20 protein-coding genes and 1 tRNA gene are annotated in these 21,615 nt (G+C 61.3%); 8 read left to right on the forward strand and 13 right to left on the reverse strand.

Annotation, left to right across the window (positions count from 1 at the left end; genetic code table 11):
- Window positions 1-214 precede the first annotated feature (214 nt).
- From B7Y43_RS18280 to B7Y43_RS18295, 4 genes are all read right to left on the reverse strand, one after another.
- Window positions 215-382: a helix-turn-helix domain-containing protein gene (locus B7Y43_RS18280; RefSeq protein WP_374133113.1), complete on the reverse strand. Its 168-nt coding sequence runs from the start codon at window positions 380-382 to the stop codon at window positions 215-217.
- Window positions 383-508: 126 nt separating this feature from the next.
- Window positions 509-1,441: a hypothetical protein gene (locus B7Y43_RS18285; RefSeq protein ID WP_374133114.1), complete on the reverse strand. Its 933-nt coding sequence runs from the start codon at window positions 1,439-1,441 to the stop codon at window positions 509-511.
- Between the two features lie 51 nt (window positions 1,442-1,492).
- Window positions 1,493-2,725, reverse strand: coding sequence for a tyrosine-type recombinase/integrase (locus B7Y43_RS18290; RefSeq protein ID WP_374133115.1), 1,233 nt, complete (start codon window positions 2,723-2,725; stop codon window positions 1,493-1,495).
- Window positions 2,726-2,938: 213 nt separating this feature from the next.
- A tRNA-Gly gene (locus tag B7Y43_RS18295) sits at window positions 2,939-3,012 on the reverse strand.
- A gap of 328 nt (window positions 3,013-3,340) precedes the next feature.
- Here B7Y43_RS18295 and B7Y43_RS18300 point away from each other — a divergent pair.
- The gene (locus tag B7Y43_RS18300) at window positions 3,341-4,501 is read left to right on the forward strand and encodes an SET domain-containing protein (RefSeq protein ID WP_374133116.1); all 1,161 of its coding nucleotides are present in this window, start codon (window positions 3,341-3,343) and stop codon (window positions 4,499-4,501) included.
- A 46-nt stretch (window positions 4,502-4,547) separates the two neighbouring features.
- Here B7Y43_RS18300 and B7Y43_RS18305 read toward each other — a convergent pair whose 3' ends face one another.
- The 7 genes from B7Y43_RS18305 to glmU form a co-directional block, all read right to left on the reverse strand.
- Window positions 4,548-5,675: a hypothetical protein gene (locus B7Y43_RS18305; RefSeq protein WP_374133117.1), complete on the reverse strand. Its 1,128-nt coding sequence runs from the start codon at window positions 5,673-5,675 to the stop codon at window positions 4,548-4,550.
- A 356-nt stretch (window positions 5,676-6,031) separates the two neighbouring features.
- A complete protein-coding gene (locus B7Y43_RS18310) occupies window positions 6,032-7,894 on the reverse strand; it encodes a CHASE4 domain-containing protein (RefSeq protein ID WP_374133118.1) in 1,863 nt (620 codons plus the stop codon).
- On the reverse strand, window positions 7,894-9,777 hold the full coding sequence (locus B7Y43_RS18315) for an EAL domain-containing protein (RefSeq protein ID WP_374133119.1): 1,884 nt from the start codon (window positions 9,775-9,777) through the stop codon (window positions 7,894-7,896). The genes B7Y43_RS18310 and B7Y43_RS18315 overlap by 1 nt, the downstream gene beginning before the upstream one ends.
- Before the next feature lie 103 nt (window positions 9,778-9,880).
- Window positions 9,881-11,704, reverse strand: a complete 1,824-nt coding sequence (glmS, locus tag B7Y43_RS18320) for an SIS domain-containing protein (RefSeq protein ID WP_374133120.1) — start codon at window positions 11,702-11,704, stop codon at window positions 9,881-9,883.
- Window positions 11,705-11,717: 13 nt separating this feature from the next.
- Window positions 11,718-12,083 (reverse strand): type II toxin-antitoxin system VapC family toxin, encoded by a 366-nt coding sequence (locus B7Y43_RS18325; RefSeq protein ID WP_374133121.1) that lies wholly within the window; start codon window positions 12,081-12,083, stop codon window positions 11,718-11,720.
- A gap of 5 nt (window positions 12,084-12,088) precedes the next feature.
- Complete coding sequence (locus tag B7Y43_RS18330; protein ID WP_374133122.1) at window positions 12,089-12,319, reverse strand: ribbon-helix-helix domain-containing protein; 231 nt, start codon at window positions 12,317-12,319, stop codon at window positions 12,089-12,091.
- Between the two features lie 55 nt (window positions 12,320-12,374).
- Window positions 12,375-13,727, reverse strand: a complete 1,353-nt coding sequence (gene glmU / locus B7Y43_RS18335) for a bifunctional N-acetylglucosamine-1-phosphate uridyltransferase/glucosamine-1-phosphate acetyltransferase (protein ID WP_374133123.1) — start codon at window positions 13,725-13,727, stop codon at window positions 12,375-12,377.
- 86 nt (window positions 13,728-13,813) lie between these two features.
- Here glmU and B7Y43_RS18340 point away from each other — a divergent pair, with 86 nt between their 5' ends.
- From B7Y43_RS18340 to B7Y43_RS18350, 3 genes are read left to right on the forward strand one after another with little or no spacing between them, the layout of a single operon-like run.
- Entirely contained in the window at window positions 13,814-14,533 is a 720-nt protein-coding gene (locus tag B7Y43_RS18340; RefSeq protein ID WP_374133124.1) for an HAD hydrolase-like protein, read from the forward strand.
- A 9-nt stretch (window positions 14,534-14,542) separates the two neighbouring features.
- Window positions 14,543-15,112, forward strand: coding sequence for a nicotinamide mononucleotide transporter family protein (gene pnuC, locus B7Y43_RS18345; RefSeq protein ID WP_374133125.1), 570 nt, complete (start codon window positions 14,543-14,545; stop codon window positions 15,110-15,112).
- On the forward strand, window positions 15,109-15,642 hold the full coding sequence (locus B7Y43_RS18350; protein ID WP_374133126.1) for an AAA family ATPase: 534 nt from the start codon (window positions 15,109-15,111) through the stop codon (window positions 15,640-15,642). The genes pnuC and B7Y43_RS18350 overlap by 4 nt, the downstream gene beginning before the upstream one ends.
- Window positions 15,643-15,705: 63 nt before the next feature.
- Here the strand turns inward: B7Y43_RS18350 and B7Y43_RS18355 are convergent, their stop codons facing one another.
- Window positions 15,706-16,695, reverse strand: a complete 990-nt coding sequence (locus B7Y43_RS18355) for a CsgG/HfaB family protein (RefSeq protein ID WP_374133127.1) — start codon at window positions 16,693-16,695, stop codon at window positions 15,706-15,708.
- A 145-nt stretch (window positions 16,696-16,840) separates the two neighbouring features.
- Here B7Y43_RS18355 and B7Y43_RS18360 point away from each other — a divergent pair, with 145 nt between their 5' ends.
- The 4 genes from B7Y43_RS18360 to lepA all read left to right on the forward strand — a co-directional run bounded on the left by B7Y43_RS18360 (window position 16,841) and on the right by lepA (window position 20,248).
- A complete protein-coding gene (locus B7Y43_RS18360) occupies window positions 16,841-17,746 on the forward strand; it encodes an alpha/beta fold hydrolase (protein ID WP_374133128.1) in 906 nt (301 codons plus the stop codon).
- Window positions 17,747-17,811: 65 nt separating this feature from the next.
- Complete coding sequence (locus tag B7Y43_RS18365) at window positions 17,812-18,069, forward strand: CopG family ribbon-helix-helix protein (protein ID WP_374133129.1); 258 nt, start codon at window positions 17,812-17,814, stop codon at window positions 18,067-18,069.
- Window positions 18,066-18,368: a type II toxin-antitoxin system RelE/ParE family toxin gene (locus B7Y43_RS18370; RefSeq protein ID WP_374133130.1), complete on the forward strand. Its 303-nt coding sequence runs from the start codon at window positions 18,066-18,068 to the stop codon at window positions 18,366-18,368. The genes B7Y43_RS18365 and B7Y43_RS18370 overlap by 4 nt, the downstream gene beginning before the upstream one ends.
- Before the next feature lie 68 nt (window positions 18,369-18,436).
- Window positions 18,437-20,248 (forward strand): translation elongation factor 4, encoded by a 1,812-nt coding sequence (gene lepA / locus B7Y43_RS18375; protein WP_374133131.1) that lies wholly within the window; start codon window positions 18,437-18,439, stop codon window positions 20,246-20,248.
- Window positions 20,249-20,255: 7 nt separating this feature from the next.
- On the opposite strand, the gene B7Y43_RS18380 is transcribed toward lepA, so the two are convergent.
- Window positions 20,256-21,575 carry an alginate export family protein gene (locus tag B7Y43_RS18380; RefSeq protein ID WP_374133132.1) on the reverse strand — a complete coding sequence of 440 codons (1,320 nt, stop codon included), beginning with the start codon at window positions 21,573-21,575 and terminating at the stop codon, window positions 20,256-20,258.
- Window positions 21,576-21,615: the final 40 nt, after the last annotated feature.

Genomic DNA, 21,615 nt, shown 5'->3' on the forward strand with positions numbered 1-21,615 from the left:
GACGGGCTCACACCATCGGAATATGCAATCCGGGCCAAACAGGCCCAAAACATGAACAGGGCTAACTTATAATCGCGGACAATCTGGGGAGCAGGTCACTGCCAGTACCGGATGGTGTTCTTGTGAACGCCGCAACAGATCGCCAATTCCGCTGCACTATAGATGCGGTGCTGCTTGACCCGTTGGGGATTGCCTTTGCGCGCAGGCATGGCGGTTATACCTGCCCGTCCACCAGTCGCCGCACTGATTCGGCTTTGACCAGTCGGCGACTACCGAATTTGAAGGTTTCCAACCGCCCTTCGGTGATCAGTAAATAAACCGATGTTCGGCCAAGGCTCAGCGCCTTGGCAGTCTCATTGATCGAATAGGCCAGTCGTTCCATGTCGCTCGCTCCGAATGTCGCCAGCGGGTGCCAGCGTGTATGGACAAGCATTAATGAATCGGTCTGGCGTGTCGGACGATAAGGCCGGAAATGGGCCGGAAATTGGGTTGACGGGAATTATCAGCCTCACGGTTTGCTGTATTCTTCCCAAATTTGGCTGGCATAGGGCCGAACGGTACTTTCGCCCGGCTCTTTATCGCCCACACGAAGGATTTCGATCAGCAGTTTCTCTACGTCCGCCTGATTGTTGAACTGCAGTCCATCCCTATAAATGCGACCCCAGAACGAGTTTATTGCGGCTGGCCAGTCATATTTGGGTTTACGGCCCCGGTTAGATTCTGGGGTTTCGACAGGCGCAGGGTTTGGATCAAGCACGTTAAGGCTGGCGCGATGAAAATGAACGCCTGACAGCGCAATGCGGCGAGTCCCGTCTGTTGCCACACCTCGCCCGGCGAAGCGCCCAAGTTCCCAATCGGGGCCGCTTCGATCAGCGGTGCCGAAATCTGTCCAGAACCAGGCAGGAACGTTCCATTCCCGCGCTTCCCATTTCCACTTGCCCTCTCGTTCCAAGTGGGTTGCGCCCTGCGCTTGAACCGCTCGTGCAACAATGAAACCCAATCCGGCCTGTTCCACAATCGCGGTTTCCGCGTTCCCGGGTAGGTATCCAAAGCGATTATAGACTAGCCGCCGCGCTTCCTTCGACGAAATCCAGTCCGTTGATCCTGCAACCGACAGTTTTCGAGCTATCAAAGCCCGTTTTTCGAAGGCGACCATTTCAAGGATCGCAGACAAAGGAAATGTGACGCCGAACGCGAAGACCTGCTGCTTGCGATCAATCCACGTCGAGAAATCGCCGTTAGCCCAGTTTTGTTGCAGCGCTGCGTGACCTTTGGACCACCAAAACGACTGTGGCACATTTGCCCCGAGTTCAGTTTCTCCATCCGTGGTGAGCGTCCGGGCGCGGGCAGTGATGAGTCCGGCATTCAGCCGCGTACAAAGGCTAATTTGATCTCGGATGATTTCCAGCGCTTGTGCAGCTTCGATCCAATGTTCGGCCATGTGCGACAATATGCACCATGGCTCGGTTGCGACAAGCTGACTTGGGGTAGATTACTCGCCGCGCCGGGCGGGCAATCGAACAATATCAGCGCCCTTGCGGAGCGTGTCGAGGTAGTCGCTCCACCACTGCGCCATTTCGACGCGCTCATCCCAGTGTGCGCCGCGATGATATGCTGCCCGCACCTTGTCGGTATCGCCATGGGCGAGGGCGCGTTCGATGGCATCTGGGTTCCACTTGCCACTCTCATTTAGAAGGGTTGAAGCCATAGCTCGAAAGCCGTGCGCAGTCATTTCGTCCGTGCTATACCCCAGCCGTCGCAAGCCAGCGTTGACGGTGTTTTCGCTCATCGGCCGGATGCGGGTGCGGACGGACGGAAAGACATAGCCGGACGGCCCAGTTGCAGAATGCGCCTCTCGGAAGAGCGCCACAGCTTGGCGGGACAGCGGCACGTGATGTACCTTTCGCATCTTCATCTTGCCAGCCGGGATGATCCACAGTGCGCCGCCCAGATCAATTTCGCTCCATTCGGCTTGGCGCAGTTCACCTGGGCGGACAAAGACATGGGGGGCAATCTGGAGTGCCAAGCGCGTGATGCCGCTACCATCGTAGTCATCGATTGCGCGTAAAAGCTCGCCAACCTTCTTTGCTTCAGTGATCGCGCCGTAATGGGTAACAGTTGGCGCAGTCAGTGCGCCTCGCAGATCGCGGGTGGGATCGGACGCTAGCCTTGCCGTCGCGACGGCATAGCGGAACACCGCGCCCGCTAATTGCAGACTGCGCCGGGCGCTTTCCAGCTTTCCCTTGCCTTCGATCCGGCGAATGGCTGTCAGCACGTCAGCCGGTTCAATCTCGCCAATGGGCAGCTTGCCAATTGAACCGCAGACCAGTGAAAGCAGATATTCGCTCCGAATAGCGGTGGCGGGTGCCCAGCCCTTGGTGCCGTCACGCCTGCGCTTTTCGCAATACTCATCGCAGATCGCCTTGAACGTGTCCGCCGCTTGTATGCGGGAGCGGACCTTTTCGCGCTGCTTTTCGCGCGCCGGGTCTTTGCCTAACGCAATCAGTTCTCGCGCTTCCTCCCGTCGCCTGCGGGCTTCGCCCAAACCAATCTCCGGGTAACCTCCAATGGCCAATAGTTTCTCGCGGCCATCGATGCGAAACTTTAGCCGCCACAGTTTTCCACCGGCTGGCGTCACAAGAAGGAACATACCGCCGCCGTCCGCCAGTTTGATCGCCTTCGCGCCGGGCTTGGCGTTTCGAATTGCTACATCGGTCAAAGCCACGGTTTTCCTATCCTCTCCGGGGGTTCATACCCCCAATATACCCCCAAGCGTGGGGGTATCGATTCGACCGTTTTGTATGTACCCCCTAATCATACCCCCACCGGATGGTGGTTGGGTGCGAACGCGGGTGAACATCAGCGGTCCAACAGCCACTGAATAACAAGGATTTCTGGGGTCTGTCTAGGCGCCGGCGACTAGTGGCGGACAGGTAGTTGGAGCGGGTGAAGGGAATCGAACCCTCGTCGTAAGCTTGGGAAGCTTCTGCTCTGCCATTGAGCTACACCCGCAATACCTTGAAAAACAATTATTTTTCAGGCAATGTCCCTGTGTCGGCTAAAGGGCCGCCTTAGGGCTCCGCTCCCCTGCACGAGGACGCGGGGAAGGTCAATATTCTGGCGGCGCTTCTGCGTGCTGCACAATAGAGCTGAATTGGCGCACCGGCGCCGGCGAATGCCGCCGGGGGGAGCCTTGGTTGCTGGATTCGCCGCCACCCCGCGCCGGGGCAGAACCGGGCTTGAATCGACTCATTTGGCGCGACTCGTGCTGACTCCTAGGTTTTTATAGACGCGAGTCTGGGGATTCGATATTGATCGGTTAACCATAACGGTAACGGATATGACGATCGCGCTCTGGTTTCTGCTTGCCGTCCTGGCCAATTTCGCAGGCTATGCCCTGTACCTGACGGGGCTGAAGCGCGAACTTGTCCAGCCCAATCGCGCGTCCTGGCTGATTTGGAGCGCGGCGATTCTGGTGGAGGCCAGCACCTATGCCGCCGTTAATCCCGGCGCGGCGCAGAGCATCGTCTTTCTGGTATCGGCGGCGGCCTGTATCATCGTCACGATCGGCATTTGGCAGCGTTCGGCATGGAGCGCGCCGACCCGCAGCGAAACGATTTGCATGGCCGCTTGCCTCGCCTCGCTGCTGCTGTGGGCGATGTTCAGTTCGGCCTTCTGGGCGCATATGCTGGTGGTGGCGGCCGTGCCGATCAGCTTCTGGCCGACCTGGGAAAGCGTGCAGCAAGACCGGGCACGCGAGCGATCACCGGCTTGGGGGCTGTGGACGGTGGGTGATCTGGCCACGCTGATTGTGGCGACCCGCTCCGGCAATGTCGAAGTCGGCAGCTATGCTTATATCTTGGTCGAATTGCTCTGCCATGCCAGCGTGTGGTTCATGATCGGCCTGGCCACGATCAACCCGATCCGCTCGCTCGGTTTCCGCAACGGGCGCTTTTATGTGCTCGATAAATATCGCCCCGCCGCCAATTTGTTTTCGGTGGGGGAGACGCATTTGGGCAAGGCGGTGTTTGCCGCCACCAATTTTGCTGAAGGCGAACAGATTGTGAAATTCACTGGTCGGCGGTTCCGCGCAGACCAGGTGCCCAGCCTGATGCGCGGCGTCAGTGATCGCTTCGTCCAGGTCACGCCTGATCATTATATGGGGCCATCGGGGCGGATCGATGATCTGATCAACCATAGCTGCTCGCCCAATGCCGGGCTGCGCTTTACCGACGATGGCGTCTATCTTGTCGCCATTCAGCCGATCGCGCCGGGCGATGAGATCAGCTGGGATTATTCGACCACGCTCACCCAGAGCAACTGGCACATGATCTGCCAGTGCCGCAGCGACGATTGCCGTCGGGTCATCGGCAATTTCGAAACGCTGACGCCCGAACGGCAGGAATGGTTCCGCGCGCGTAATCTGGTCGCGCCCTATCTGCGGCGGCGCGATGATGTGCCGCCGGTGGCACCGCCGGTGGTGAGGGTAAAACAGGGCTGAACGGGACGAGCGGCGACCGGAGGGGTACGGCCGCCGCCCGCATCGCTCAGGCGATTTCGACCAACTGGCCCACTGTCGCCAGATCCGTCAGGAATGGATCGGCGCCGACGGATTCGGGACCGAAGCCAAAAGCGGCAGCGCCGCTAAGGCCAGCTCCCGCCGACGGGGCGACAAAGAAGCTCAAATCATCGAACCCGAAATAATCGCTGGTGCCAGCATTGCCGTCATTGGCGTTGAATTCCAGCCGATGAAGCCCGGAAAACTCGCCATTGAGGAAGTCGAACTGATCGGCACTGCCGAAATTGGCCGTAATCGTGCGTTCGCTGACCAATTGCGTACCCGCTTCATCGGCATAACCGCGGATCGTGATGTCGAGCCCAGCGCGGAACGTCGCTGAAAAATTGCCGCCCAAAAAGCTGAACTGGCTGGCATTGGTGATGACAACCGGCGATCCGGCCGGATTGCCCTCATAGCCTGCAACTTCGTTGTTATTGGCTTCGGCGATAAAGGCCAGGTTCGGTCCAGAGCTCGTTGTATAGCCAGGGATTGCACCATCGGGCTGGTAAACGCCGGTTTCCGAAAAGACGAAGCCCTGATAGCTGCCCAGCGGCGCTTCGCCGCCCGGGGTGAGCGTGATGTCGTCGAAGTTCAGAACGACATTGGCGGTGTCGCTGAACGTCAGATTGTCGATGCCGAAATAATCGAAGGTCGCGTCATTGCCATCATTGGCGTTGAATTCAACGCGCTGTGCGCCAAGAAACGTGCCGAAATCGAGCGCGCCAAGGAAGGAGACATTCTGTTGTTCGGCAGGCCCGACCGTGACGGTTTTCTGGCCGATGACATGGGCACCCGCTTCATCGGCATACGCACGGACGGTGACGGTCAGCCCCGGCCGAAACGCCGAAGACAGATTGAGCGATTCCAGGGTGAACGCATCGGCGCGGATCATGGTGAGGGGAGTGCCGCGGGCAGCGTTTTCATAACCGGCGATTTCGCTATTACCGGCCTCTGCGATGAACAGGAGATTCTGCCCCGACGTCGCGACATAGCCTGCAATCGCGCCATCGGGATTGTAGATCCCGGCCTGCAGCCAGTTGAAGCCGCCAAAGCCATTGGCAAGTGGCTGTTCGCCGCCTTCGGCCAAGGTGATATCGTCAAAGTTTAGCGTAGGCATGATCTAGTCCCTTCAAGACTTTGTGAGTCGTGATCGAACACGCAGTTTAAAGGCGATCGACAGTTATACTAAAAACTCCAATTTTAAGGAATTTTAGTTCACCTAAAATTGAAGATAACTCTGCGAACTGATTGATAATAGGACAGCAAGGATCTGTTGCTATCCTAGGCAATCAATTTGCGTGTTTAGTCTTTCAACGTCGTGCTCGGTCACGATCGTCAAATTGTGCCATATTCGTAAATGAATTTGGATTGAACGGCGCCAGCGCGCGTTTAACCACAGGGACCGCACGGCTATGGGGCAAAATCAGACGCCGTCACCGCACGCCGAAACGGGTAGGTCCGCCTTGGCCGCGATCAGGCGGCGAGCGCGCTTCTTGCCGCCACCGCAGGCGCTGCCTTCAGCGTCAGAATCGCGACCGCGCCATGCCCCTTGCCCTGGCTTTCAAGCGCCAGCCCGCCTTCCATGGCGTTCATCGAATTGGCGCACCAGTGCAGACCCAGTCCGCCTGATTTGTGGGCGCGGGTGGAAAAGCCGCGTTGGAACAGCGTCGCGCCAATCTCTGGCGAAAAGCCTTCACCATCATCATGGATTTCGATGCGCAGCTTTTCATCGACTTCGCTGACGGCGACGCGGATGCTGCCGCTGCCAGCGCCACGGGCAACGATTGATTCGGCGGCATTGCCAAACAAATTGCCGATCACCTGGCTCAGGATCAGCCGGTTGGCCATGACGGGCCAGGGCTGGGCGGGGAAGCTGAACGCGATCGAGACATCGCTGGAATAGCGCGCAATCGCGGCATTCTGGGTGATGATTTCAGTGACATCGCACGGCGCGAGCGGCGGGCGTTCATGTGCCTGTGCTTGCTGGGTGCCGATGATTTCAAGCACGTGATGCATGGCCTCGCGCCCGGCCTGGAGCTGGCGGCGGCGTTCGGCGCGGTCGCTGGCCTCGGCATCGACGGCGGCGGCGACAAAGGCAGCGAGTTTCTGGCGGCGCGCGGCCGGGATATCCTCGCGCGCCAATTCGCCCACTGCACGGTCGATGATCGCGCGGTCGGTAACGGGTTCATCGGCGATGCCCCGCGACAGGATCGTGCTGATCGGGTTCAGCGCGTTGCGGACATTGTGCATCACCGCGACAGCGCTTTCGCTGCGGCCAAGCGCAAAGCTCTGCACTTCAAGCTGCTCGCGCAGATCCTTTAGCTGTTGCAGCATGAGATTGAAGCTGCGGCCAAGCGATCCGATCTCATCCCGCCGCCCATCCTCATCAAGCGGGCCCAGCGCGCCCGATGCGGTGACGACTTGCATGTGCCGCTCAACCCGGTGCAGCGGCGCCAGCACCAGCCGGGCGATCATCCGGCGCAGCACCATCAGCAGCACCAGCAACAACACGGTCGATCCGGCGATCGCGAGCAACAGCATGCGCTGCCCAAGGATGGAAACATCGCGGGGTACATTGAAGCTGACATTGGCGACCGCGCGCCGGTCTGCGCCAATGATCGGCACGGCGATCGTCATATTCTTGTCGCCGGGGCTAATCGTTTCCGCGTTTGACATGTTGGACAGATCAAGCCGCGCCTTCAGCTGCAGCAAGGTCGACAATTGCGCTGACGTGAATTGCCTGACCATCATCACATAGCCACGCGGCGCACCCGTGCCATCGCTGCGCCTGACCTTGGCAACGCCGACGGCGGCGACGATCGGCCCAAGCCGGGTATAGAAGGCTGCCGAACTGCGACCGCCCAGTGCCTTGTTGAAATCAATCTGGCCAATGCGTTCGATCAATTTACGCCGCATCGCGGGCTGATCAGTCTGCGCGCCAAGATCGAGCCAGCGCGCGATGACGATCCGGCCGTCATTGCCGATATAGGCCATGCCGTTGACGTCGAGATTCGACATGGCAAGCGTGGAAAAGGATTCCTGTTCGAACTTGGTGGTCGGCTGGCCCATATAATCATAGCTGGAATTCCAGTCGCCATAATCGCGAACGGCGGTTTCCACCTTTGAGATATATTCAGCGAGCGCGGCGCGGGTCCGTTCGACATGCGCGCCGACCGATGCACCCTCAAGCTGGTTGAAGCTGGGCGTGATGACGCTGGCAAGCAACAGCGTGATCGCCAGCGATCCGAGCAGGCCGACCGTCGTCAAAATCAGCAGGAGTTTCGCGCCAAGCGAGCCTGGCGCGCGGATCGTCCACCCGAACATTGCGACGGTCATCAGCCGTGTGTCCCGTTCCCTGCCTGATAGAGTGCGGGGCCATCGCCGGGATCATCCTTGCCCTCGATGAAGCGATCTTCGGCCATGCGGCGGGCGTCGATCGCATCGATTGGCCGGGAGAAGAAATAGCCTTGCAGATGCGATGCGCCAGCCAGGCGGAGCGCCTGCACCTGGGCGTCGGTCTCGACACCCTCGGCGATGACGCCAAGCCCCAATGCGCGGCCGAGATGGATGATCGAATGGACGATTGCAGCGCTTTCGCGCTCGCGGCCCATGCCATCGATGAAGCTGCGATCGATCTTCAGGCAATCAAGCGCGAATTTGCGGATGTTATACAGGCTGGAATAGCCCGTGCCGAAATCGTCGAGCGCGATGCGGAAGCCCATTTGGCGCAGCTTGTAGAGCGTATCGGCGGCGCGATCGGCATCGTCGAAAATCGCCGTTTCGGTGATTTCGATCTGGAAGCGTGCGGGCGACACCCCAGCGTGCTGGACGCGTTCCATGACGCGCGCGACAAAATTCTGCCGACGGAATTGGCGCGGTGAGAAATTGACCGAGACATATTGGTCGGGCCAGTTTTTCACCTCTTGAAGCGACTGATCAATGACCCAGTCGCCAAGCTCATGGATCAAATTGCTTTCTTCGGCGATCGGGATGAACATGCCGGGCGAAATCGGCCCATATTCGGGGCTGTTCCAGCGCAGCAGCGCTTCAAACCCAATGACTTCCAACCCTTCGCGCGAGACGATCGGCTGGTAGACGAGTTTGAGCTCACCCCCGGCAATCGCCTTGCTTAACCCACTTTCGATCTGGCGTCGGAAGCGGATGCTCTCATCCATCGATTCGTCAAAGGGCCGCACCACACCGCGACCAGCGCGCTTGGATTCGTTAAGGGCAAGATCAGCGCGACGCATCACGTCAACCGGATCGCGCACGGGTTCGGCCTCAGTAACCACCACGCCCATCGACGCGCTCGCCTGGATCGAATGGCCAAATACTTTCAGCGTAACCGAACAGGCGCGCAGCATCAGCTCGCACGCCATCACCGCAGCTTCTTCGCCCGGCGTATCAAACAAGATGCCGAATTCGTCGCCGCCCAGTCGCGCGACCAGACCGCCTTCGGGCACCGATGCCGCGAGCAGCTGATAGACGGAGCGGATCATTTCATCGCCGGCAAGATGGCCAAGCGTATCGTTGACCAGCTTGAAGCGATCGAGATCGAGCATTGCCGTCGCAAAACGCTCCTTGCCGCGCGAGCGTTCAGTGAGCGCGCGGAGGAAAGCGAGGCGGTTGGGGGCCTCAGTCAGCGAATCATGATTGGCGATATGGACGGCATGGCTTTCATTGGCCGCGAGTTCCGCGCCCTTTTGTTCCAGCATCACAACCTGATCGGCGAGCTGCTGGCGTGCGGCGGCAAGCTCGATATCAAGCTGCCATCGCCCGGCGAGTGCGGTGGCGGTCTGCACCACCTCTGCGACTTCGAAGGGCTTGGCGATGTAGAAAATCTTGTCGGTTGGCCCAGCGGCCTTGGAAATCTCGATCGGCGAGAAATCCGAATAGCCCGTGACGATGACGATATTGATATTGGGATCAAGCTTGCGGATCCGCGTGGCGGTTTCCTTGCCGTCAATCCCCGGCGGCATGCGCACGTCGATAAAGGCGACCGCATAGGGTTTGCCCTCGGCGAGCGCGGTTTCCAGCGCGGCGACCCCGTCCAGGCCCTGCATGGCATGGGTCAGCTCAAACGCCATGGCGCTGTCATCGGCGCTCGGCGTAGAGTCGCCCTCATCATCGTCGCCGAACAATTCGGCGGCCATCGCCGTCAGCGCGGCGCCGTCGCCGCTCTGCTTGGGCGCAAAACTTTGGCGATATGACTCATGCATCGCCGGTTCGTCGTCTATAACTAATATGCGCACCGGGCACCCCCGCTTTTGGATGCCCTGACCATGCCCGGCCCATGGTTAAAGAAGCGTTAGCGGATGGGGATCATTCGACGGTGACGCTCTTCGCCAGATTGCGCGGCTGATCGACATCGGTGCCCTTGAAAACAGCGACATGATAAGCAAGCAACTGCACCGGCACCGCATAGACCAGCGGCGCGATCAGCGGGTGGACCTTGGGCATTTCGATCGTCGCGATCGTGTTTTCGCCCGCCTGGGCTATCCCGTCCGCGTCGGAGATCAGCACCACCTGTGCGCCGCGCGCCTGCGCCTCCTGCATATTGCTCACGGTCTTGTCGAATAGCGGGCCAGAGGGCGCGAGCACGATCAACGGCACATTATCGTCAATCAGCGCGATCGGGCCATGTTTCATTTCGCCTGAGGCATAGCCCTCGGCATGGATATAGCTGATTTCCTTCAGCTTCAGCGCGCCTTCCAATGCCATCGGATATTCCGGTCCGCGCCCCAGATACAGCACATCGCGCGCGGCGGCGATCTTGGGCGCCATCGCCTCGATTTCCTCGTCATGGCCAAGCGCGTGGTTCATCGCGGCGGGCACCTCGCGCAAGTGCCGGACGATTTCATGCTCCAGGTCTTCGGTCAGCAGCCCCTTGGCGCGCGCCAGATTGATCGCGAGCGCTGCCATCACCGCAAGCTGGCACGTAAAGGCCTTGGTCGACGCGACGCCGATTTCCGGCCCGGCATGAGTGGGCAGCAACAGATCGACCTCGCGCGCCATGGAGCTGGTCGGCACGTTGATGATCCCCGCGGTCGTCAGCCCGGCCGATTTCATGTGGCGGAGCGCGGCGAGCGTATCGGCGGTCTCGCCGCTTTGGGAGATGACGATGCCGAGCATATCGGGGGTAAGCACCGGATCGCGGTAGCGGAATTCGCTGGCGACATCGGCCTCCACGGGCACGCGCGCAAACTGTTCGATCCAATATTTGCCGATCATGCCGACATAGCTGGCCGTGCCGCACGCGACGATCGCGACACGCTGGATCTTGGCGAGATCGAACTCCATATCGGGCAGGGCAACCTGTTCCTCCACGGGCCGCAGATAGCTACGGAGCGTCTGCGCGACGACGACGGGCTGCTCGTAGATTTCCTTGAGCATGAAGTGGCGGTAGTTGCCCTTGTCGATCAACTGGCCCGAAGCGCCCGAATTGACGATCGGGCGAGTGACGGGCTGGTTGTCGCGATCGAAAACCTCAACCTTTGCGCGCGTGATGACGACCCAGTCGCCCTCTTCAAGATAGGCAATCCGCTGGGTCAGCGGGGCGAGTGCGAGCGCGTCCGAGCCGAGATAATTCTCGCCTGCCCCATAGCCCACCGTCAGCGGCGCGCCGAGCCGCGCGCCGATCAGCAGATCGGGTTCGGATTTGAACATCACCCCCAGCGCAAAGGCACCGTGCAGGCGCGGCAGGACATTGGCGACGGCACCGCGCGGCGGCACCCCGCGTTCGATCTCGCGCGCGATCAGATGCGCGACGACTTCGGTATCGGTCTGGCTCAGAAACTGGCGGCCATCGGCGATCAATTCCTCGCGCAGCGGCTTGAAATTCTCGATGATGCCATTGTGGACCAGCACCACATCATCAACGATGTGCGGGTGGGCATTGTCCTCGGTCGGCGCGCCGTGGGTGGCCCAGCGGGTATGCGCGATGCCGGCCGCGCCGGGCAGCGGGTCCTCGGCCAGCCGGGCGGCGAGATTGATCAGCTTGCCTTTGGCCCGGCGGCGATCGAACACACCGTCATGCACCGTGCAGATACCCGCTGAATCATACCCGCGATATTCGAGCCGCTTGAGCCCATCGAGCAAGCGATCGGCAACGGGGCCTTGGCCGAGAATTCCAACGATACCGCACATATTTGATCTTTCGCTAGATCGTGTAGGGAACCCGGATTCCTGGCATGTCGGCCGGGAAATCCTTCGTGTTGCGCGTAATCAGCACCGCGCCGTTGACCTGCGACGTGGCAAGAATCATCGAATCGAGCAGCTTCATGCGCATCCGGTAGCGGATTTCCGCTGCCGCCGCAGCAATGCGACCATCAAGCTCGACGATTTCGTACGGCGCGATCAAATGGCGGATATGATCGCGCGTCTCGATCGGCTCGCCGGCAAGGATTTCCGTCCAGACGATCCGGCTGATCCGTTGCCGTGCATAAAGCGACAATTCGGCGATCGCTTCAGGTCGGGCCCGCAACCAGTCAATGAGGATATTGGTATCGAAGAACGGCGGCTCCATGCTGATTAGTCGGGCGATCGGTCTTCGCGCATTGCCCGCTGATAGTCGATTGAATCGCCGATATCCGTCCGGTCCTTCCAATAACCCGCACCGCGCGCGATCCAGTCGCTGCCGATTTCGGCGCGGTAATTGGCGACAGCCTCGCGAACAATCGCGGTCCGCGACTTGCCCTGTTCGGCCGCGCGACGATCCAACCAGGCGATGTCTTCTTCGGGGATATCGACCAGCGTGCGCATGGGCGTATGATATCATTGCGTGATATCGCGTCAAGTCAGGCGAGATATACCAAGATCAAGCGCGGCGTTTTGCCGTCATCGCGGCGCGGAACCGCGTTGCCCAGCCGGGCCTGGCTTCCTGCTTGGCGCGCGCGATGGCGAGGGCGTCGGCCTCGACATCGCCCGTGATCACTGATCCCGCGCCGACGATCGCACCTGCGCCGATCGACACGGGGGCAACCAGTGCGCTGTTCGATCCGATAAAGGCACCGGCGCCAATCTCGGTCTTGTATTTGAAATAGCCGTCATAATTGCAGGTGATTGTCCCCGCGCCGATATTGGCGCCCGGCCCGACTACGGTATCGCCCAGATAGGTGAGGTGGCTGGCCTTTGCCCCCGCCCCCAGCACGGTTTTCTTCATCTCGACGAAATTGCCGACCTTTGCTTTCTCGCCAAGCACCGAACCGGGGCGGAGGCGAGCAAAAGGGCCGACTTCTGCGCCTGCGCCGATAGTCGCGCCCGTGATATGGCTAAAGGCGTGGATCGTCGCGCCATCGGCGATCTGCACGCCGGGGCCGAAAAACACATTCGGCTCAATCACCACGTCGCGGCCGATCTGCGTGTCATACGCGAACCACACGGTTTCGGGCGCGATTAACGTTGCCCCTTCGGCCATCGCCCGGCTGCGGCGGTCGGCTTGCCAATAGCCATCGACAGCGGCGAGTTCGGCGCGGCTGTTGACCCCGGCGACTTCCCAGGCGGCGGTCTCGATCACGGCGGAGGCGAGACCTTCCGCCGCAGCGATGTTGACGATGTCGACAAGGTAATATTCGCCCGCGGCATTGGCGCACCCGACCTGATCGAGCAGCGCGAACAGCCGGTCGCTGCGCGCGGCCATCAGCCCGCTATTGCACAGCCGCTCGGCGCGCTCCTCAGGCGATGCGTCCTTGTGCTCGACCATTTTCAGGATGCGGCCAGTATCATCGGCGATCACGCGGCCATAAGCGGCGGTGTCATCGGGCCGGAAGCCAAGCACGACGACAGCCGGGGCATCGGGCGCGCGCAGCCGATCGATCATGCGCTGCATCGTCGCGGCGCTGACCAGCGGCACATCGCCGTACAGGATCAGCACGTCGCCCGCAAAACCATCGAGCGCCTCGCGGGCCTGCAGCACCGCATGCCCCGTGCCCTTTTGCTCGGCTTGCAGCGCGGTCGACGCACCGATTGGGGCAACCGCTGCCTCCACTTGCTCACGCCCGGCACCCGTCACGACAACGGTTCGCTCTGGGGGCAGTGCGGCGACGCTATCCAGCAGGTGCAGCAGCATCGGCTGCCCCGCAATCGGGTGTAGCACCTTGTGGAGATCGGATTTCATGCGCGTCCCCTTGCCGGCGGCAAGGATGATGGCGGCGATTGGTCGCTGGGTCATCTGGCTCCCTCGGGCGCAAGCCCAATCTCGTACGCTCTGCCATGATTGTGTTGCCAATTCCATAGCGATGCTGGCAGGCGGGGCGGATGAGCGCAGATAGTTCTTCTCCCCCTAATTTTCCGTTTGCGCCCCCGTTCGATCCCCCGTTCGATATTGTCGGCTTTGACCTGGACGGCACCTTGCTCGACACGAGTGGCGATCTCACGGCGGCGGTCAATCATGCGCTTGGGCTGGCGGGGCGGCCGCCGCTCACCATCGCGCAAGTGAAGACGATGATCGGCGGTGGCGGTGCTGCAATGCTGCGATTGGCACTGGAGCAAAGTGGCGGTTGCCCGCCCGAAGATTTTGCTGGCTATCACCGGGAATTGCTTACCCATTATGACGCGCACATCGCTGATCTGACCCAGCCCTATCCCGGATTGATCGACGCGCTGGATGCGCTGGCGGCGAAAAGCGTGACGCTCGCCGTCGCCACTAACAAGGGGGAAGGGCGGGCGGTAAGGCTGCTCGGCCTGATGGGCATGCTGGAGCGTTTCGCCTGCGTGATCGGTGGCGATACGCTGGGGCCGGGCAAGGCCAAGCCGTCACCCGCGCCGATTATCGAAATGATTGCGCGCTGCGGTGGGGGCAGGGCGGCCTTTGTCGGCGATTCGATCTTTGACGTAACAGCCGCAAAGGCAGCGGGCATCCCCGCTATCGCCGTCAGCTTCGGCTTTCTGAACGGCCCGGTTGAGGCGCTGGGCGCGGATGCGGTGGTTGATCATTATGACGATCTGCTGCCCGCGCTTGCCCGGCTCGGCGGCTGATTGCCGTTGATGTCGACGCTTGAACTGATCGCCTTTGTGCTGGGCGTCATTAATGTGACGCTGGTGGTGCGCCGCAGCGTGTGGAATTACCCGTTCGGGCTGGTGATGGTGGTACTCTATGGGCGGCTGTTCTTCGATGCCAAGCTCTACAGCGATGCTCTGCTGCAAGTCTTCTTCTTCGTGGTGCAGCTATACGGCTGGTGGGCGTGGTCGCGCGTGTCGGCCAATGCGGGGACAGTGCTGATCGATCGGCTTGGCACCCGTGCACGGCTTGGTTGGGCGGCTGGCTGTGCGGCGGCGATTATCGTCTGGAGCAGCCTTGTATCGCATTATACCGATGCGTCGCTGCCCTGGTGGGACGCGAGCGCGGCGATTTTGAGCGTTGCCGCCCAGATCATGATGTCGCGGCGCTTGATCGAGAATTGGGTCTTGTGGATCATGGTCGATATCCTGTCGATCGGGCTTTATGCCGCCAAGGGATTGTGGCTGACGATGCTGCTCTATGCGGTGTTCCTGGGGCTGGCGATTTGGGGGCTGATCGGATGGCAGCATGATGCCAAGCAGCAGGCGGCGGCGTGACGCGAGCCCCGGTCATCTGTTTGCACGGGCCCGAGAGCACCGGAAAATCGACGCTGCTCGCGCCGCTCGCCGCGCGGCTGTCGGCAGCGATCGTGCCCGAATTTGGCCGCGAATTTGCTGAGGCGCATGGCACGAATTTCAGCATGGCCGATCTGGTGACGATCGCGCAGACGCATGACAGGATGACGCAAGCGGCCATTACGCGTGGCGCGGCTTTCGTGCTGCTCGATACCGATCCGCTGATGACGGCGGTGTGGGCCGACATGCTGTTTGGCCAGCGCGATCAATGGTTCGATCATTGGACCGGGGTCGCCGATCTCTATTTGCTGCTCGATATCGATCTGCCCTGGGTCGATGACGGGACCCGGATGTTCGGTTCAGCGATTGAGCGACGGCGCTTTTTCGATCTGTCCAAGGCGGAACTGGAGCGGCGCGGCGTCGCCTGGGCGCTGGTCGGCGGGCAGGGGGATGATCGGCTGGCCAATGCGCTGGCGGCGATCGCGTCGGCGGGGTTCGATCTGGCGCCCTGATCGCCCAAAAAAAAGGGGAGCGCCCGGCGCCCCCCTTTTCGACCTGCTGTTCCTTGGCAGCGCTTATTGCGACGGCGCGAGCTTGGTGTTGAGCACCCAGCCGACATTGTCATTCTCGTCAGCAACTTCCCACCATAGGCCGTTCTGGTTGCCGGTCGGATACAGAATCGACCCCGCTGGAAGCGTGCGGATCGCCTTGGCTGATGCCACCGGGCTGACGCGCATGGCGACCGGGGCCTGGGCGGTGAAGGTCTTTTTCGGCGCGGCCTGCGCCGTTCCCTCGTCGCCTGGGCGGACATAGCCTAGTTCATCGACCATCTTCGCATAGGCCTGGATGAAGGCGAGCGTCACGATCCGACCGATATCGGTATTCTCATATCCGCCGCCGATCCCGCCAGCGCCAAACCCGCCGACGCCGAACAGGCCGCCAACCGCAAAGCTGGTGTCCCGCTTGGCGGCATAGCCTTCGGTCACCGCCAAAGTCTCAGTGGTGCGCACATTGGTGAGCGACAGCACGGTATTGGCTTCGGACTTGCGCGATTTGATGCCGCCAAGCAGCCCGCCTATCGGCCCGCCGATGATCGCCCCAGCCACTGCACCCGCCGCGTTGCCGCTGACATCGCTGTTCGCGCCCTGAATCTCAGCCACCAGCACATAATCAGCGGCCTTGATCTGGCCCTGGCCAACATTCGATCCGCGCTGCAGGCCAAGGCCGCCGCCGATCGCGCGTTCCTGCGCCGCCGCATCAAGGCCAGCACCACGATCGACGATGTTGAAGCAGCCCGAACGCTGGACCAGCACGCGCAACAGTCGCGCCGGCGGAGCGAGGCTATTCTGCGTCCAGCCCGACGAATCCTGGCCGTCGACAATTGAAACCGTGCCGTGCTTGGTCGCGCAGCGCGGCACGTCATTCATCGCTGCCTGCTGGAGCTGTTGGCCCTTGGAAGCGCTCGCCTGCCGGGGCGGCTTCTGCGCAAAAACGGGTGCCGTCGCCATCGGTGCCGCAGCGACAGCGAGCATCGCCGCGCCGGAAAGAAGCTTCCTGCCAATCATCCTACATCCCCCAAGGACTGAGTCGTTCAGGCACCGATACCCCTTCCCGATAGCCAGTGGAACGACAAATGACGCCAAGCGTGCTTGTCGCCGTGGTGCCGGTGGCTATGGTTGCGGGGCATTTCCTATCTCAAGGCGCGCTGCCATGGCTGACTCTTCGATCGCTATCCCCTCATGGACTCCGCCCGCCGACAGCGGCATTGCCATTCGCTGGCAACAGGCAGGCGACCTATCCTTCGAGCTGGCCGAAGCGGGAAGTGGGGACCGCTTGGCGCTTTGCCTGCACGGCTTTCCCGAGCTGCACTACAGCTGGCGCTTCCAGATTCCGTTGCTGGTGGAACGCGGCTGGCGGGTCTGGGCGCCCAATCTGCGCGGCTATGGCGGCACTGACCGGCCCCATGGGGTGGACGCCTATCACATCGACCGGCTGCTGGGTGATGTCGCCGCGCTGATCGACGCCAGCGGCGCGCGCGAAGTGCTGCTGATCGCGCATGATTGGGGCGCGATCATCGCCTGGCAATTCGCGATCCGCAAAATTCGTCCGCTGGTCGGGCTCGTCATCATGAACGTGCCACACCCGATGCCCTTCAAGCGCGAATTGCGCAAATGGGCGCAATTGCGCGCGAGCTGGTATGTGTTTTTCTTCCAACTGCCCGGCTTGCCCGAATGGGCCTTTGGCCGAAACCGCGCCCGCATCATCCGCCGCGCCTTTGTCGGCATGGCGGTGGACAAGAGCCGCTTCCCGAAAGAGGTGACCGATATCTATGCCGATGCGGCCATGCGCCCCGGCGCGCTGACCGCGATGATCAATTACTACCGCGCGGCCTTCCGCTCAGTCAGCGGGATGACGGCAGGCACCGGCAAGGTCGATGTGCCGACGCTGATGATCTGGGGCGAGGAAGACACCGCGCTGACGATCGGCTGTGTCGATGGCACGGGGGACTATGTTAGCGATTTCCGCCTGGAACGCCTGCCCGGCGTTTCGCACTGGGTGCAGCAGGAAGCGCCGGAAAAGGTGAACGCGATTCTGGCGGACTGGCTTGATCGCTGAGGCATCGCCAATTGCCAGCACAGGCCAATGTGCGTAGATGTACACATCCGTTTCAGGAAGCCTTTATGTCCAGCATGACGATGACGATCCGCGTGCCGACCGACGTCAGTGACAAGCTCGCGCGACTGGCAAAGGGCACACGCCGCAGCCGATCCTTCCTGGCTGCAGAAGCGGTTGCAGCCTATGTTGACCGCGAATTGTCGATCATCGATGGGATAGAACAGGGCATGGCCGACGTGGCAGCTGGGCGGGTGGTGCCGCATGATATCGCCATGGACCGGGTTGACACCGTCATCGCCAAAGCGCGCGCCGATCGCGCGTGACGCGAACGGTCGATTGGGCCGAAAGTGCGCTGAGCGACCTGCTCGACCAAATCACCTTCATTGCCGCCGATGATCCCAACGCTGCAGATCGCGTTGCGCAGGCCATTCGGGCGACGGGCGCGGCGCTTGGCGATTTTGCAACCGGCCATCCGGGGCGCGTGTCGGGCACTTACGAGAAATCACTACGCGGGCTCCCTTATATGATTGCTTATGCGATCGGCTCGGACGGCAAGAAAATCCAAATCCTTCGCGTGATCCACACTGCACGGGATTGGCCGGTTGGCGGTTGGCCGCAATGACGCCGCCCTAGATCCGTTATGCTGATCGCTTTGCCCTTTTCGCACAGCGCTGCTAGGGCGCGGACATTATGGCAACTCCGCTCGACCGCATCCGCAATTTCTCCATCATCGCGCATATCGATCACGGCAAGTCCACGCTTGCCGATCGCCTCATCCAGCAGACCGGCGGGCTGACTGCCCGCGAAATGTCGGAACAGGTTCTCGATAATATGGATATCGAGAAAGAGCGCGGCATCACCATCAAGGCGCAGACCGTCCGGCTGCAATATGTCGCCAAGGACGGGTTGGAATATGTCCTTAACCTAATGGACACGCCCGGCCACGTCGATTTCGCCTATGAGGTTAGTCGGAGCCTTGCGGCGTGCGAGGGTGCGCTGTTGGTGGTGGACGCAGCGCAGGGCGTGGAAGCCCAGACACTCGCCAATGTCTATCAGTCGATCGAGCATGATCACGAGATCGTGCCCGTCATCAACAAGATCGATCTGCCCGCCGCCGAACCCGAAAAGGTCCGCGCGGAGATCGAGGAAGTAATTGGCCTCGATGCCTCCAACGCGGTGCTGACCAGCGCCAAATCAGGCATCGGCATCGCCGATGTGCTCGAGGCGATTGTCACCCGCATCCCGCCGCCCAAGGGCGATGCCGATGCACCGCTCAAGGCAATGCTCATCGATAGCTGGTATGACCCGTATCTCGGCGTCGTCATTCTTGTCCGCGTGATGGCGGGCACGTTGAAAAAAGGCCAGCTCGTCAAGTTCATGGCGACGGGCACGCAGCATCTGATCGACCGGGTTGGCTGTTTCCGCCCCAAGATCGAGCAACTAACCGAGCTTGGCGTTGGCGAAATCGGCTTCATCACCGCCCAGATCAAGGAAGTCGCGCAGACCGCCGTCGGCGATACAATCACCGATGTGAAGCGCCCCGCGCTTGAGGCGCTGCCGGGCTTCAAACTCGTCCAGCCGGTCGTGTTCTGCGGGCTGTTCCCAGTCGACGCCAATGACTTTGACAAATTGCGCGAGAGCATTTCCAAGCTCCGCCTCAATGACGCCAGCTTCAGCTTCGAAATGGAATCGAGCGCCGCGCTTGGCTTCGGCTTCCGCTGCGGGTTCCTTGGGCTGCTGCATTTGGAGATCATCCAGGAACGGCTGACCCGCGAATATGATCTCGACCTGATCACCACCGCGCCATCGGTGATCTACAAGATCAACCTGACCTATGGCGGCGGCGAAATCGAACTCCACAACCCCGCCGACATGCCCGATCCGACCAAGATCGAAAGCATTTCGGAGCCTTGGATCGAGGCGGTGATCTATTGCCCCGACGAATATCTCGGCTCCATCCTGAAGCTCTGCCAGGACCGGCGCGGCATCCAGAAAAACCTCACTTATGTCGGTGGTCGCGCGCAGGTGACCTATGAACTGCCGCTCAACGAAGTCGTGTTCGATTTCTACGACCGGCTCAAGTCGATCTCACGCGGCTATGCGAGCTTCGACTATCACCAGATCGGCTACCGCGAGGGTGACCTCGTCAAGATGAGCATCATGGTCAATTCGGAGGCCGTCGATGCACTCAGCATGATCGTCCACCGTGGCACCGCCGAAAGCCGGGGCCGGGGCATGTGCGAGCGCCTGAAAGACCTGATCCCGCGCCATTTGTTCAAAATCCCGATCCAGGCAGCAATCGGCGGCAAGGTGATCGCCCGCGAGACGATCGCTGCACTCCGCAAGGACGTGACCGCCAAATGCTATGGCGGCGACGCCAGCCGCAAGCGCAAGCTGCTCGACAAGCAGAAAGAGGGCAAGAAGCGGATGCGCGAGTACGGCTCGGTCAGCATCCCGCAGGAGGCGTTTATTGCAGCGCTGCGGATGGGGGATGAGGGGTAGCGCGCGGTTACAATGTCAGCGTCATTTCCGTGAATCCGTAATTGGTGTCGCCCGTCGCGGGCGCATTGGCGGCTTCGGTCAGGAATCCGCCTTTGAACAACTGCGTATAGCCCGCCGATAGCCGCACGCGTTTGGGAACCAACCAGTATCGCGCCCGCATGTCGATTTGCGTGCCCGCATAGCGCCCCGCTCGACCCGCCGGATCGCGCACGCCGGTGGCGCCGAAGCTGTCGCGCGGTTCGGCCAGCCAGAGCGGGCGGGCGGCGAGATAGCCGTCCCAGCGCTTGCCGGGGCTGACTTCAGCGCGTGCCTCGACGCTGATCAGATTTTGGCGGCTTATGGCGCCATAGAGGCTGGTCGGGCCGAATTCGAAGACGCGCGCGCCAAACAGCGTGTCGAAGCGGGTGTATTGCCCGCCCGGGCGGTCGCCGCTGCCATAATCGACCGCAATGGCCAGGCGCGGCTTCCAAGGCGACTGGAATGTCTCGCCGATATGACCATGCACCGCCCAGGCGAAGACGGGCAGGGCGGCGACGTCGCTCGCGGCGGTGGTGGCATGCGTGGTGCCGCCTTGCCAGATGCCCTCCACCTCGAAATCGACCTGGCCCGGCGCTGGCCGTCGCACCACGCGCACGCCGGGTACCCATAGTCGCCGGTCGCGGGTCAGGATGCCGGGCGCATCATGTTCAGCAAGCCGATAAAGATAGGCTTCGATGACGGTCCCGTTGATCGGGCGGCTGGTGAAGATGCCGCCGAAAAACTGCACGCTGATCGATTCCCGGTCGAGCGCGACGCCCGCTGACCTTATGCCATCGCGGTCGTCCGGCAGGCGTGATTGCGGTACTGTCCAGAACAGAGTCGCCGTGTCGCCCGCCTTTGACCTCAGGTCGAAGCGCGCACCCGTGAAGGCATTGGTGGTGTTGCGATAGACCGACCGCGCGACCAGCCGCCGCGACCCGAGATCGAGCGTGAAGCGACCAAACTGCCCCTGGATATGGTCGCTGAAATCGGTCCTGAGATAAGCCTGGACGGGCTCCAGCGCGTTGACCTCGGTCGTGGCTATCGACGATAGCGTTCGCTGGAAATAGCTGCGGCTGTCGAACACCTCGGCACCAATCACCAAAGGTCCGGCATCATAATCGGCGGCAACGATGGTCCGCAGCAGCAACGCGGTATCGTCGGCGGGGGTGTTGGGGCGAAATTGGCCATCGATCGCCTCGACTCGGGCACGGATCGACAAGTCGATGGTCAGCGCGCCGTCCTTGGCGGCAGCGGGAATGGTGGTGCAGCCAGCCAGCAGTGCCGATGTCCAAATCCACCACCGCATCTTTCGTTTCCCCGGTCGTCGCATGGGCTGGTCTCGCTCA

Source organism: Sphingomonas sp. 28-62-20 (assembly GCF_002281505.1).